Origin of the sequence: Mucilaginibacter pineti, assembly GCF_900101875.1 — a bacterium.
Classification (GTDB): Bacteria; Bacteroidota; Bacteroidia; order Sphingobacteriales; family Sphingobacteriaceae; genus Mucilaginibacter; species Mucilaginibacter pineti.
Genome location: NZ_FNAI01000001.1, coordinates 972,129 through 987,885 on the forward strand (window position 1 = coordinate 972,129; position 15,757 = coordinate 987,885).

The following is a 15,757-nucleotide window of genomic DNA, read 5'->3' on the forward strand; positions in this document are numbered from 1 at the left end:
TGTGTTTTTAACATTTATTATTTAATATTGCTGTTGCCAACGTACCAGCCAATAAAAGCCCGCTTATAATTTATTTGTACAGTAATAATGCTGATTGCATATACCGCCTTACCAAAAAAAATGATTATTTTAAGGCTGACGGTCTTGATATTGGGAGGTGCATTTGCCTGCTTTTTACCCGCAAATGCCCAGGCACCTAAATTAAAGTTCAGCCATATCAACAGCTTCCAGGGTTTATCCAACAGCACCGTTGAAGCTATTTACCAGGACCACCGGGGGTTTATGTGGTTTGGCACCCGCGATGGCCTAAACCGTTATGATGGCTACCAGATAACCGTTTTTAAAAACAAACCTACCGATACGGCCAGCCTGAGCGACGATTACATCCGTTGTTTACAGGAGGATAGCCGGCATGAACTCTGGATAGGCACAAGTAACGGGCTCAACAGGTTTAACCAGTTTAAAAATAAGTTTACCCGGTTTAAACACCTGCCCGCCGATAAACAGTCTATATCTGGCAACACTATAAATTGTATTTATAACGACAGGCAAGGAAATTTATGGATAGGTACAGCTGATGGTTCCTTAAACTTATACTTCCCTGAAACAAATTCCTTTGCACATTTTTATACCCCTGCAAAAAGCGCGGTGAACTATATTTATGAAGACAGCAACAACACCTTATGGATAGGCACCGCCACCAGGCTGAACAGCTTTGACAGAAACAAGCACACCTTTAGTTCCGAAATCAATTTGTCCGGCATCAACACCTTAAACTTGCCTGTTAACGCCATACAGGAAGATCATCAGCACAACCTTTGGCTTGGTATTGAAAACGGCGGGTTAATGCAGCTTGATTTTAAAAGCAAAACTGTTAAGCGCTACCAGCATCAGCAAAACAACGTAGGTAGCCTTGCCAACGACCAGGTTAAATGCCTGTTGATTGATCGTAAAGGAAACATCTGGGCAGGTGGTATTAATGGTGGTTTAAGTCTGTTTAACCCGCAAAACAATTCATTTGCCAATTATCAAAACGTATCTGAAAACCCCGGCAGCTTATCGCAAAGAACGGTATCAGCCATTTTCGAGGACGATCAAAGTAATTTATGGGTGGGCACTCACCGCGCCGGCGTTAATTTGTATACCCCAAAGGCCAATAAATTCAGATTACTGCAAAACGAACCCGACAATAACAGTTTAAGTTATAACGATGTAAGGGCATTTTGCGAAGATGAACAGCACCGTATTTGGATTGGTACCGATGGCGGCGGTATAAATGTTTACGATCCGTTAAAAAACACCTTCAAGTATTACCGTTATAATCCCAACAACAGCCAAAGCCTTGCAGCCGATGCCGTACTGGATATTTATAAAGCCGATGAAAAAAAAGTATGGATAAGTACCTGGGGGGGCGGACTGAATTACTTCGACAAGGCAAGCGGAAATTTCAGGCATTTTACCAATAACCCTTCCGATAAAACCACCATCAGTTCCAATTATGTTCAACAAGCTTTTAAAGACAGCGAAGGTAATTTTTGGGTGGCTACGTACTATGGCGGTCTTAATTTAATGGATGAGCGAACGTATCAATTCAGGCGAATTAAGACAGCACCAGATAACAAAACCCAATTATTGGGTAACAATATTGTATCCCTTAATGAAGACGGGCACAAAAACCTATGGATTGGTACCGATGATGGCGGGTTGAACTGTTATAATCTGCTAACCAAACGGTTCAGCCATTATTTTAACAACCTTGAAAAACTGCCCGATCTGCGGATCATTTTTGTTGACCACAAAGGCAGGGTATGGCTCGGGCAAAACGGCCTTTACCTTTTTAACGACAGCAAAAACAAATTTGAAATTTATACCGATAAAGCAGGGCTGGGGACAACCGTTATCAAAGGCATTGAAGAAGACGAAACCGGTAACCTTTGGATCTCGGGAACAAACGGATTAATAAAACTCAACCCCAAAAACCTGCAATTTACAAGGTATAATATTGCCGATGGCTTGCAAGGGCAGGAATTTGAAGCCAATTCATCGCTCAAGGCAAAAAACGGTAACATTTATTTTGGCGGGGTTAATGGGTTTAATGTGTTTAATCCTGCCGCAATTAAAGCAAACGCATATATCCCGCTGGTTTATGTTACCGGTTTCCAGGTGTTTGATAAAATGATCTCGCCAGATACGCCGGGTTCGCCATTGAGTAGTGACATCAGCGTAACTAAATCTGTAAAGCTTAGCTATCGTCAATCCAGCCTAACGCTGTATTTTGCGGCGCTTAACTACACCGCCACCGAAAACAACGCCTACAGATACCGGCTTAAAGGTTTTGACCCTACCTGGCATTTTACTAATGAGCGCAAGGCAACTTACACCAACCTTGCACCCGGCGACTACACTTTTGTGATAACTGCCGCCAATAATGATGGCGTATGGAACAATAAGGGTGCATCGCTAACCATAACCATCACCCCTCCTTTTTGGGCTACCTGGTGGTTCCGCACCCTGGTGGCTTTGGTTTTAACTGTCAGCGTTTATCAGCTCCTCCGGTTTAAAAAAAACCTGGACCTGCGCCGATTAGAGGAATCCCGGCGGGAAGAGATGCACCAATTGCAATTGCAATTTTTCACAAATATTTCGCATGAGTTCCGTACTCCCTTGTCGCTGATATTAGGTCCGCTGGAAACGCTGCTGCAAAAAGGGCAGTCTGCATCCAGCCAGTACTACGAGGTGATGTATCGCAATGCCAACAGGTTGCTGCTGCTCATTAATGAACTGATGGATTTCAGGAAGGTAGAAACGGGCGTACTTAAACTAAACGTGATACAGGGAAACCTTCCGGCATTTATAGCAGAATTAGCGGCAGAATTTAAAGAAGCGGCTATTCAAAAAAATATAACACTGGATGTTGTTTCGGTAAATGACCTGCCTGCTGCCTGGTTCGACAGGCAGGTGTTGGAGAAGATAGTACTCAACCTTATCAATAATTCGTTAAAATACACGCCCGGTAAAGGCTGTATTACTGTAGAAGTACTGGACAGCCTGCGTGATTTTAAATCGCCGTATGAAAACGAATTGATCCTTAAAAATAATTTCAGGGCGGGTAAGTATGCCTATATCCGCATTTCAGATAATGGCATCGGCATTTCAAAAGAATCTATTCAACACCTTTTTGAACGTTATTACCGCATTACCGAATCGCACCTTGGCTCAGGCATTGGCCTGGCGTTCGTAAAAAGCCTCACCGTTTTGCACAAGGGCGATATTTATGTATATAGCCAACGCCACCAGGGAACAGATATTATTATTGGCCTACCCATTTTGGAAACCGACTACCAACCCAACGAAAAATGGTCAAAAACCACGCAGGAAGGTGGTACCCGGCTGGAAAGTATCCAGGCAGACCTACCAATGCCTAACGGACTGCTATATCCTGAGAAACAAACACCAATAAGTAGCACGCAACAATACCGTATACTGGTGGTGGAAGATAATGACGAGATCAGGGCATTCATCAAAAGCTCGCTGAGCGATCTTTATACCATTACGGAGGCTGCCGATGGCAACTCGGGCATAGCAAAAGCAAGGAACGAGTTTCCGGATCTAATTATAAGCGATGTGATGATGCCGGGGCTTAACGGCGTTGATTTTTGCCGTACTATTAAAGAGGATATCAATACCAGCCATATCCCGTTTATTATGCTCACGGCCAAAACCAACCTGCAGGCCGAAATTGAGGGCATAGGTTCAGGGGCCGATTTGTATCTGCCCAAACCGATCAGCATAAACCTGCTTACCTTATCTATCCGCAATATTTTTGAGCAGCGGCAAAAACTGAAGGACCGTTATTTAAAGGATCACCATATTGAAGTTCGCGAACTGGTTCATTCTACAAAAGATAAAGAGTTTTTGGACACACTTTTAAGCTTCATTGATAAAGAATTAAGTAATCCCGATTTGGATGTAGACCAGCTTTGCAGCGCCATTGGTATGAGCCGGACCAAACTTTACCACAAAATAAAAGAGATCTCTGGCCAGGCACCGAATGAGTTTATCAGGAGTATCCGGCTCAAAAAAGCCATTGAAATATTAACCCATGAAGATGTTTTGCTTACGGAAGTAATTTACCGGGTGGGCATCCAAACCCAATCCTATTTTACCAAAGCATTTAAAAAAGAATACGGCAAAACACCCACACAATACATCCGCGATTTGACAGCCGAACGGAAGAATTAGCATCCCAGGATTGCTGTACACCTTATTAGTTTATATTGGGGTTGAAAATATCTTCGCAGCATCATCATCCTGGTATTTGCTGATCATTTTTTTTAGCTGAACTCTCAAACCAGCAGTAATTTTTTCATATCCCTTTTTGCCGTATAGGTTATTCATTTCGTGAGGGTCTGTTTGCAGGTCATACAATTCCCATGAGTTTACGCGTGTATAAAAACGAATGAGTTTATATCTTTTTGTTTTGATGCCGAAATGTGGTGATACGGAATGTTCGCCGTTTTCATAATAATGATAATATATTTCATCCCGACCTGTAGCTTTATTTTTTGCAAATAGGGGTAGCATCGACTCGCCCTGCATATCCTTAGGTATACCAACGCCGGCGGCATCTAATACTGTAGGCGCGATATCCAGATTCAAAACAAAATCGTTTGATTTAGTTCCGGGTTTTATTTTACCAGGGTAGCGCATTACCATTGGCGTACGGAATGATTCTTCATAGATCCAGCGTTTATCAAACCAACCATGTTCGCCCAGGTAAAAACCTTGATCAGATAGATAGATCACTATTGTATTTTTGGCAAGATGGTGTGCATCCAGGTAATTTAAAGTACGGCCAATGTTTCTGTCAAGAGCGGTTGCAGTGCTTAAATAATCGCGCATGTAGCGCTGGTATTTCCACTCGGTCAAAGCATTTCCAGTCAGGTTTCTTGCTTTCAGATCTTCATATATAGGTTTATAATAGGCATCCATTCTGTTTTTTTGTGCGCGATTCATGCGTTTAATGGTACCCTCTTTGCTTTCTTCTTCATCACTGGTAAACATTTTAAGGTCATACCCCATGATCATTGTTTTGGCAATGGTCATATCCTGTACTTTAGCCGCTTCCCGGTTTGCATATTTATCATAAAAGTCATGTGGCAAGGGGAATGTTACCGTATCAAAACGCCCCAGGTCGGTTGTGTCTGGTAGCCAGGTACGGTGCGTAGCTTTATGGCCTATCACCAGGCAAAACGGCTTGGTGGTATCGCGGGTATCCAGCCAGTTTTCAGTAACATCTTCAATTACATTGCTGGCGTAGCCATCTATTTGTTTCTTTGAACCATCCATCATCAAAAAATCAGGATTGTAATATTGTCCTTGTCCGGGCAATATCTGCCAGTAGTCAAATCCCTGCGGCTCTGTTTCCAGGTGCCATTTACCAATCCAGGCCGTTAAATAACCAGCTGCCCGCAATTGTTTTATAAATGAATCCTGCGATCCATCAAACTTGGAGTGCTCATTATCTTTAAAACCATTCTTATTGCTATACTTCCCCGTTAAAATAGTGGCTCTGCTTGGGCCACAGATGGAATTGGTTACATACGCTTTATTAAAAACAACTCCTTCTTTGGCAATTCTGTCAATATTAGGCGTTTGCATCAGCTTACTACCATAAGCACCGATAGCCTGGTAAGCATGATCGTCTGAAATAATGATGACAATATTAGGCCTCTTTTGGGCGCAACATATATCGGCTGCACACCAACTCAATAAAAAGCAAACAGCAGTAAAAAATATTTTATATGTTCTCATCGTTTTTTATTATCCGACCTCGTTATTAGTAAAACAAATCAGTACCAACGGCTTTCCAATGACCATCAGTGCTTTTCCACTCCAATTTCACTTCGGACTGTGCACCTTCTTTTCTTAAATAATTCAGCTTTATCTTGTGATACCCCGCTTTTAAATAAATATCCTGCGTTATTTTTGTATTAGGCATATAACCAAAATCTTCGTCAATCAACGTAGCCTCATGCAAACGGAAATAGGCTTTGCCGGTTGTTTGTAAGGAGAAGGTATATTTGCCATCAGCCGGCACTTTTATATATCCATCATAACATACCACACCATCTTTTTTACCGGCTTCTTTGCCGGTTATTGCGTTACCTGTCCCTTTTTTACTGGCTGTCAAATTTTGTTCAGAGATTACCCAGGGAAAATCGCCTTCATAAAATTTCCAGCTAATGCCTGCTTTTAATTCTCCTGTAATTGTATTTGCAGGTATAAGCGCGTTATCATACGGACGCGGCGCTTCGGCATCGGCATGGCGCACCTGTAATACTTTGGTCTTCATTTGCGCCTGTATACTTTCATAACCGGGTTTTAAGGCCAGGTTGTCTATTTCCTTGGGATCGATAACGGCATTATATATTTCAAAATCATCTTCAGGGGATTTAACCTGGTACCGTACCCCTACCAGATCATCCAGGCGTATTGCCTGCATTTGATCGCGTTTACGTTCCCTTCGGCTTGCTTCAAATTCCTTAAAGCCAGGTGTTTTTCCCCCTTCAAAATACTCTACATAAACCAACCCGTTTTGTTGTTTTCCTTTGCCGGTTAATGAGGGTAGCAATGAAACGCCATCCACTCTTGCCGGCGGTTGTAAATGAGCAACATCAGCAAAAGTAGGCATCCAGTCAGATAGCATACTGGGTGTATTAATCACCTTACCCGGGCTAATATGTCCGGGCCATTCGGCTATTGTAGGCATGCGTAGTCCGCCTTCCCAGCAATCTCTTTTAATACCATCAAACGGCCCGTAACTTCCAAAAAATGTTGGTTGGTTAGGCTTATAGGAAGCCGGCAAATATGATTCGATAGACGGCCCGTTATCAGAAGTAAAAATAACCAGCGTATTATCTGCTATCTTCAAATCTTTCAGCAACTGCATAACATCGCCAACGGCATCATCAATCCTTCGCGTTGCTGTTGCATAGCGCTTAAAAGTTTCGGGCCACGCTATTTCTGGTGTAGCCGGATCATTGTCATCATCATACGTGGCATTGGCGTACTCAGGATACTGATAAGAATCAATAGTACCACTTGCGGTATTGATCATATGCCCCGGCTCTCCAAGCCATTGCAGACCACCTTTTAGTCCACCACCTGCAGGATAAGCCTGTGTAGGCATTTCTATCACAGCATGGGGTGTATCATAGGCCAGGTACATAAAAAAAGGTTTTTCTGCAGCTTTACCTGTTTGCTGATCTACTATCCATTTCTTTGCGGCGGCCGTCCAAAGGTCTGCGGTGTAACACTTGTTCAACCCGGCAGATACTTCTTTATAGTCGTCCCAAACTTCCTTTTTTCCTCTATATAAACCTTCAACCGGGTAATGTTCATGCCCATCTGAATGACGCATATAGCCAAAATAATGATCAAACCCTCTTTTTAGCGGATGTGCGGGCCAGTTTGGGCCTTCCTCTTTAACGCCCTGCAGTCCCCATTTGCCAATAGCTACGGTTTGATACCCCGCTTGCTTTAAAACCGTAGCTATCGTATGGTTATTTTCTATCGCTTTGTCAAACTGATTATCCCGTACCGATGCATTCCCCTGGTTTACGCCCGTGATAAGCGATGCCCGTGAAGGCGCACAAACAGGTGCATTTGCATACTGCTGCGTAAAACGGGCGCCCATAGCGGCCATTTTGTCCAGATTAGGCGTTAGTTCATAGGGCTTGCTTCTATCGCCGGATTCTTGCCGTTGTTTTTGAAAAAAAACGCCTATATCTCCATAGCCAAGGTCATCGGTAAGGATAAAAATAATGTTAGGTTTAGATTGGGCTTTTACAGTTAAAACATTGAAAAAATTCAATAGCAATAAAGTGACTGTAGCTACCGTAGAATATTTTATTTTCATAGTTCTAAATTTAACGCTGTTTCAAATGCTAACGGAACAGCCGAAAACAAACAATTAAGTTCACATGCAAAAGCGGAAAATACAGCTTTTGCATGTGAACTTAATTAACAAGCATTAGGTACAAGCGATTTAATTTAACGCAAACGTTTGATAACGTTCAATTAAATTAATTAATCATAGATAAAACTGCCGTCGCCACGGCGGTTCATGTTTTTACCGTTACGTTTTGGCGAACCACTCCATTTTTGAAGGTTGAGGCGTAAGCCCACTAAAAAGTATCTGCTTAAGGTGCTTGATAAGGTATTGGTGTACCCGCCTTGTGGCGAAAGCGTTTGCTGGATAAAATTATTCTGATGAAGAATATCGTAAACATTAAAGGTTAGCACCAGGTTCTTTTTGGCAAAAAACTCTTTTTCGAAACCGGCATTTATCACAAACGGATTGCTGGTGATCCCGGTTAAACCATCTACATAATTTTTAGAGGCGCTGTAATTCACCTGGAAGGTTTTAAGGAAATAAACCCTTCCGTCAATTCCAAGGGAGGTGGTTCGCAGCGATGTTGGATCGGCGTTGCGCAGGGTTGTAAACGAACGTGAAACATCATACCCAATATATGGGTTTACCTCCAGCCAATCGTTCGGGCTTATCCGTGGCCCAAAACGCTCATCAAAGCGCCAGTTAGTATTGTGGTAAAGCACGCTGTTACTCATCGCGTTATTATAACTGTAGGTAACATTTCCGTTGAGCGATAGGTTGTAACGGCGATCATCAAACTGTTTGGCTATGTTGTAGCGCCCCACAATAGCGTGCGATCCATTGATATTGATATAGTGAATTTCGTTAATGGTCCTGTATTTGAACTTCGCGGGATTGGTTGGGTCGGCAGGATCAGCAGAGAGAAATTCCTTTATCTGCAAAACATTGGTGGTAGCCTGGTTACTTATAGTTGTTCCGTTGAGGTTAAACGACAAATTAAACTTTGAATTGGGCAGGTAATTGTTGTAGATTAAATTAAGTGAATTTGTAAATGTAGGGTTAAGATTAGGGTTACCAACGATAATATTGTTAGGATCAGACCTGTCTGTAAACGGCTGGATCTGCTGAAAATTGGGCTCGGTATTAGAACCGGAGTAGGCAAGCGAAATCCTTTCGGTACGCGACCATGAATACGAAAGCCTGAATACAGGAATGATCTTGAAATCGCTACGCGATGTAGAAACATTCTCACTGTTACCGTTATTGATCTTGGTGCCTTTTAATAACGTTGGCACCAGGGTTGTTCCTAATGACAAGTTCACCTTTTTGCCATTATATCGGTAATTAAACGTTGCCCTTGTTTCCGTAAAGGAGTAATTGTAGATGTTATCAAGTCTTGTCAATTCTTCTACCTGGCCGTTTGCAAGCACCGTATCCGAGATAGCTTTGTTATCATAAACAGCGGTACGCACCTGTCCGTTAAACTCAAACTGCGATGACAGGCTGATGGGTTCAACATAAGTTACACTGGTACGGTACGTGGTATTTTTACTGGTACGGTTCGTCAACAAATGCGACGCCGAGTCTTTCAGGAGGGAATCCCTTGTGGTATCAAAATAATAATGGTAATCATTATCTACGTCGCCGTTTGCCTGGCTGTTTGACCTATTGATGCTGAATTGTACAGATGCGTTACGATGAGGTTTTTTAAAGATATGCTGATAAAATACGGTGGCGCCATAATTTGGCGCACTGTTTAAATTGCTATTCACCCCGCTTACAACCGGGTGCTCAAAGCCCGTCGTGAAATTATTGATATTATCAGTTAATGAACTGCTGGAACTTGTAGCGCTGGAATAACTGAATGTTGGGGTAACCTGCAAATAATTAGCACTGTCTATACTGTAATCCATCTCAAAATTTACATTATGACCTTTGCTTTTACTTTCTCTTGTACTTTGGGATGTAAAATCAGTGGAACCCAGGGTTGAGTTCCTTTGTCCATAACTGCTGTTAACAGAGTTATTGTCGCTGTAACGATAAGCATAACTGGCAACCACCTGCAATTTCTTATTCCATTGGTCGCGGTAGTTAAAAGAGGGCGAGGCTGAAAACGTAGTACCTGGGCTGCCTCCCCGTCCTGCTCCGGCACCTACACCAGTGCCTCCTCCGCCGCCGTTAGTGGCACCACCAGCGATTCCTGTAGAAGCCACACCTGTTACCGTATTGGCTATGCGCCCAATAACGCCCAACTGTTCATTCGCATCAATACGTTGTACAAATAACTGCCCGTTATACCTGTCGTTATTTCCTGCCTGGGTGGTTATACGCCCGGTGGTACCAACCGACTTATCTGCCCGGGTTGTTATATTTAATATCTTTTGCGGATCGCCATCTTTGATACCTGTGCGGGCGGCCTGGTCGCCATAATCATCAACAACCTGTATCTTATCTACAATATCCGCAGGCAGGTTCTGAATGGCCTGTGCAACATCGCCGCCGGCATACTCCTTTCCATTTAGCTTTGCCTTTGTGATCTGCTGACCCTGATGGGTTACGGTACCGTCTGAACCAACTTCCATTCCCTCCATTTTTTTCAATAATTCATCAACAGTGGCATTTTCACGTACTTTATAGTCGCTGGCCCGATATTCCACGGTATCGGTTTTATAAACGATACTCGGCGTACCGTTGATGCTTACTTCTTTAAGGGCGTTAACCTGTGATTTTAATATGATGGGGTCCAATACCAATCGGGGAACGGCGTCATTATTTAGCATCTTTTTCACAAGCGTGCGGTACCCCATACTGCTTATCGTAAGGGTGAACGTAGCCGATCTTATATTCTTAAAAATAAATATCCCGTTTGCATTTGTAGCGGTGCTAACCGTATCTTTTGGCGATACCAGTTTAACCATTGCACCTACCAGGGTTTCATCGGTACTATCCTTAACAATTCCACTAACCTGCCGCAGGGACAACGGTGGTGGCTGAACCGCTTTTCTCACAGGTACATTTTGCGCAAAGGCACCTCCCCCAAGGATAGCGACCATTATAAGAATGAGTAATATTTTTTTCATAAGTTAGGTTTAAGCAGATTATCAGGGCAATAGGATACTTTGTCAGTCTTTCAACTAATTGTTAATTTCAAATGATACAGGATGTGATCAGTTCTTTATCAGGACGTATTTGCCCCAGAAGTCGGTCGGGCTCATCATGCTTTGCAGATCAGCACCACCGCCACCGCCTCTTCCGCCGCCACCGCCAAAACCACCGCCGCCTGAACCGCCCCGACGACCGCCGCCGCCGCCAAAACCACCGCCTGAGCCGTCATTTCCACCGCCGCCATCACCCTCACGATTCCTTTGTTGAATACCGTTCACTTTAATGTTATAAGCCAGTTCTTTAGCGTCGGCCACAGCTATATGGAGCAAACTTAAAGGTAGTGCCAGTTCATAAACCAGATTGCCTTTAGCATCATAATCCACCGCAGCCTGGATCCCGTATTCGTTGTAAATGGAAATCACACTATCGGCAATATCTTTAAATCCGCTCACAGTTATCTCCTTTGCAGCATTATGTACCTGCTGCCTCATGGCTAAAATTGCAGCCGAATCCGGTGCGCCTTGCTGGTCTCCGCTGTTACCGCGCCGGCGAAACTGCCCGCGCATAGCAGACTGACTAACCATAGGGAAGGTAATTACAAACGCATCTTTATCCTTCTTCTTTCCATCGGTATTAATGGTGAGGCTTATACCGCCTGCAATGATCTTCCGGCTGTTTATTTGGTCTGTAGATTGAATGACCAGGAAAATATTCTGGGCATTATTAGCCAAAGTGTAATAAAGCCCGGTAGATTTGTTATATGCCTGCAGGCCGCCACCCCATTCTAGTAATTTACCGTCTATTTTAACGCTGGCCGGAGCCTGTATTGCCCCTTCCTGAACGTTGTTTAACTTTTGTCCATAGGCAATTGGGCAAAAAGCTATTGTTAAGGTGATGTATAAAAAACTTCTGATGAGCATTTGTATGTTATTTTTCATGGCACATTTATTAGAGCGCTTTTATTGATTATCCTGGTAACCTATATAGGTTAATACTTTATCTTTATAGTTATCACCTACGGGTATTTCTATCTTACCCACCATCAGCCGGTTCCGTTTAAAAGAGGTGATCTTATCCAACGCAACGATGTAAGACCGATGCACCCGGGCAAAACCACTGGTGGGAAGTTTACCTTCCATGAAGTGCATACTTAAACGGGTAATTACCGGTTTGTCGGTATTTTTTAGGTAGATCTTAATATAGTCCTTCAGGCCCTCCACGTACATCACATCCGGAATATTTATCCGTACGATTGAATAATCGGCGTTGACAAAAATATAGCCATCGGCCGGGGATGTATTTACAGGAACATCCTGTTGCAAGCGAACGGAACTCAATTGGTTGGCTTTGTTCACCGCTTTTAAAAAGCGTTCAAAGGAGAATGGTTTCAGCAGGTAATCAACTACATCTAAGTTAAATCCATCAAGCGCATAATTCTCATACGCAGTTACCAGAATAACCATCGGTGGTTTCACCAGGCTTTTTAAAAACTGAATTCCCGAAATGCCGGGCATTTGTATATCCAGGAAAATAAGATCAACGGTGTCCCGGCGCAAAAACTCCATGGCTTCCATCGCGTTTTTACACAATCCTTGCAACTGCAGATACGGTACTTTGCCCACATTATCCTCCATCAGTTCAAGCGCGAGGTTTTCATCGTCAATTACAAGACATCGCATCATCAATCCAACTTTATTTTAACATCGGCAATAAACACTTTCCCATCATTTATGATCTCCAGGTTATGTTTACCAGCGTACAGCAATTCAAGCCGCCGCCTTACATTTGTTAACCCTATGCCCGAACTTTTATCCTTTGAATCGGAAACAGGTGCAATACCATTAGCCACCTTGAAATGAAGCCATCTGGTTTCCCTATTAACCTCAAGGGTTATATCTATCTGCGGATTGGTAATCAGGCCAACACCATGCTTAAACGCGTTTTCAACAAAAGGAGCCAATATCATGGGTTCAATGTAGTAAGCATTTATGTCTTCCGGAACATTGAACACAATTGTTACATCATCGCCAAATCGTAAATGCTGTAATGCGATATAACTTTTCAGATATTCTACCTCACGGCTTAACAAAACCTTTGCTTCATCGCTTTCATAAAGCATATAACGCATAAGGCCCGAAAGCTCAATGATGGACGGCTCCAGCATATCAGACTTCTTACGTGCCATTGATGCCATGCTGTTAAGGATGTTGAAAATGAAATGCGGACTAACCTGCGATCGAAGGAAACTCAGCTCTGTTTTCAGGCTTTCGTTCTCTTTTTCTTTCCTGATTTTTTCCTGTTTAGAATTATCAATAATGATGCGATAACTTATGCTGATGCCGATGATAAAAATATATGTTATGATATTGGTAAAATACCAGCCGAACCAGGCACGATCCCAACCGCGCCAATCTGGCCGGAAACCAGATCGTGGCCTGCCACCAAACCCATGATGCCCGGGACGAAAATGCCCCATATCAGGCGAGCGAACCAATGCCAATTGCCCATCAATAAAATGCGACAGGTACATGACCAGGGCAACAATTGCTATTAATGATATTATGTACAACAATATTCGGCCGCGCTTGTATAACACCGGGTACAAAACGTAGGCATTTAAATAAAAGAAACCGGCCAGGATCATATTATTGATCATCAGCTTATAATGCCAGTTACTAAAACCATTCCATGTATTTGGATTACGGAAAAGATAAGGCGAAATAATCACCAGGCTCCAGAACAAAACATGGATCACGGGTCGCAGATATCTGTTGGTATATATTTGTTTAAATGCCATTTCCATAAATGTAAGCGTTAAATGGAAACGAATTTTAAATATTAGATAAAGCATCCCGATTTTTAGACGGGAAGGTGTAATTCCACGACAAAAAAATATAACCACTCATGTTTTCTTATGAGTTTTTATTCCCAATTTGGGTAACCCCAAAAACAAAAAAGCCTGTAAATTATATAATTTACAGGCTTTTGAATACCGTTTGCTTAATTAAACGCTTCAGTAACTGTTGCTATAAAAAGCTTCACTGCGGGAGCAGGTATGGCAATTGTGCTCGTTCTGCTTAGCCTTGCTATATTTATACCCATAAAGTTGCCGGCAGCATCAAATATTGGGCCGCCGCACTCCCATGGTGTTATCCTTGCGTCATGAACAAATACGTTTTCAAACCCATCTTTCCGGATGCTTTTTCCACCTGAGAAGTGATCGGCCGGATGATCGGTGACCTTTTGGGGTGGATATTTCAGTACGATCTTTTTTATCATCCGCTCTCCCTTGCGAATAATTGCCATTGTAGTTGTATCGCCGGTACGGAATTTTTGGAGTGCTTTAAGCACATCCAGTTCATCGTTTACAGTTTTTTCATCAACAGTTAAAAGTTGATCACCTGTTAGCAGTCCGCCAGTTTCAGCCGCGCTTTTGGGCTGAATAAACGTAAACAACAATAATCCTTCCTTTTGCCGGGTAACGGCACCTAAATAGCCGTAGCTGGTTATCTTGGGTAGGGTTACTCCCACACTCCCTAAAACACTGCCCCGATACACGGAATCCGGACGGATGGAAATTAAAAAATTGCCTAAATCATTTATTTTAAGAGTATCCACAGGTAATTGCAGGTTGATCCCCTGCCCTATATTAGAAACCGGTAATAATATCGCCAGGTCATTGACCCTGTTTCGCCGGGCAACGGTTGCCTTAACAATTTTCCCGTTGGATAAAGTAATAGAAGGATCATCCCCTATCATGGAGTTTTTGCTCAGCACTATGCTGATATCCTTAAATGCTTCCTTCACCCGGATCCCCTCTAAAGAAAAAACAGCTCCCGATATGGTTTGCGTTCTGCCATCAACAATGCTGCTGATCTTTACGCAAGTTGCTTTAAAACGGTTGGCCGTCTTTTTTAAATAGCCATCCGGGTTTTCTGCCGTAATAGTATTGTTAGCCAACGGATCTGTCGACACCATATTGGTATCGGAAGGCATAGCTGCATAATTTTCTGCGCGGATTAGCGCCGTATGGTATTTGCGATAGGTATCTACCGGAACTTCATAATTAATATCCTCCAGCTTTTCAACGCCGCTATGGATGCCTATCAAACGGCCTTGCAGATCAAACAACGGGCCGCCCGAATCGCCGGGTTCCATTACACAAGTTGATTCCATAAAACCATATTTGTTCTTTAAAACAGCTATGTGGCCAAACCTTACATCGGGCCGGCGCTGTTCCAGGCTTTCAGGATAAGCTATACTAATGCAAGGCTGGTTTATTTTAAGAGATGAAGACCAACCCATTTGCGCAAATGGCCAACTGCCTTTTCCAATTATTTTAAGCATAGCTGCATCCGGCAGCATAAATGTTGGCGGAATAGTTATACGACCCAAGCCACGGGCTATACATTGCTTCCCATCTGGAAACATCACCTGGTAGGTTTTGCCCGGCATTACTACATGCGCCGCGCTTAGGATCTCCCCATCAGCAGAAACTACAACGCCACTGAACTGTGCGCTCATCCGGCTATATTGTACGGTATCATATTCCCACATAAGCACGCTGGCGGCGTAGGCTTTTTTTATTGCCGTTTTAACGTGCTCCTGTAATTGAATGGGATTTGCTTTTTGGGCCTTGACAACCGATGCATACCATAAGCATTGCAGGAAAAAGAATAATAAAAATAGTTTTTTCATTATAAGTGGTGGTGTGATATTAAAAAGTTATCCGGAAGTTTAATTCAGGGCCTGTAC

Annotated in this window: 8 protein-coding genes; 1 reads left to right on the forward strand and 7 read right to left on the reverse strand. The window is 43.0% G+C overall.

Features of this window, described 5'->3' with window-relative positions; genetic code table 11:
* The first annotated feature begins 120 nt into the window (after positions 1-120).
* Positions 121-4,242 carry a hybrid sensor histidine kinase/response regulator transcription factor gene (locus BLS59_RS03865; protein WP_091145095.1) on the forward strand — a complete coding sequence of 1,374 codons (4,122 nt, stop codon included), beginning with the start codon at positions 121-123 and terminating at the stop codon, positions 4,240-4,242.
* Between the two features lie 30 nt (positions 4,243-4,272).
* Here BLS59_RS03865 and BLS59_RS03870 read toward each other — a convergent pair whose 3' ends face one another.
* The 7 genes from BLS59_RS03870 to BLS59_RS03900 form a co-directional block, all read right to left on the reverse strand.
* Positions 4,273-5,814 carry a sulfatase family protein gene (locus tag BLS59_RS03870; RefSeq protein ID WP_091144574.1) on the reverse strand — a complete coding sequence of 514 codons (1,542 nt, stop codon included), beginning with the start codon at positions 5,812-5,814 and terminating at the stop codon, positions 4,273-4,275.
* A gap of 25 nt (positions 5,815-5,839) precedes the next feature.
* Positions 5,840-7,921 (reverse strand): sulfatase-like hydrolase/transferase, encoded by a 2,082-nt coding sequence (locus tag BLS59_RS03875; protein ID WP_091144578.1) that lies wholly within the window; start codon positions 7,919-7,921, stop codon positions 5,840-5,842.
* Positions 7,922-8,091: 170 nt separating this feature from the next.
* Positions 8,092-10,977 carry an outer membrane beta-barrel protein gene (locus BLS59_RS03880; protein WP_091144581.1) on the reverse strand — a complete coding sequence of 962 codons (2,886 nt, stop codon included), beginning with the start codon at positions 10,975-10,977 and terminating at the stop codon, positions 8,092-8,094.
* A gap of 87 nt (positions 10,978-11,064) precedes the next feature.
* Complete coding sequence (locus BLS59_RS31150) at positions 11,065-11,940, reverse strand: DOMON domain-containing protein (protein WP_143014041.1); 876 nt, start codon at positions 11,938-11,940, stop codon at positions 11,065-11,067.
* Between the two features lie 21 nt (positions 11,941-11,961).
* Positions 11,962-12,684, reverse strand: a complete 723-nt coding sequence (locus BLS59_RS03890; protein ID WP_091144588.1) for a LytR/AlgR family response regulator transcription factor — start codon at positions 12,682-12,684, stop codon at positions 11,962-11,964.
* Positions 12,684-13,805: a sensor histidine kinase gene (locus BLS59_RS03895; RefSeq protein WP_162842551.1), complete on the reverse strand. Its 1,122-nt coding sequence runs from the start codon at positions 13,803-13,805 to the stop codon at positions 12,684-12,686. Before BLS59_RS03895 ends, BLS59_RS03890 begins: the two co-directional genes overlap by 1 nt.
* A gap of 197 nt (positions 13,806-14,002) precedes the next feature.
* Positions 14,003-15,700: a trypsin-like peptidase domain-containing protein gene (locus BLS59_RS03900; protein WP_091144594.1), complete on the reverse strand. Its 1,698-nt coding sequence runs from the start codon at positions 15,698-15,700 to the stop codon at positions 14,003-14,005.
* Positions 15,701-15,757: the final 57 nt, after the last annotated feature.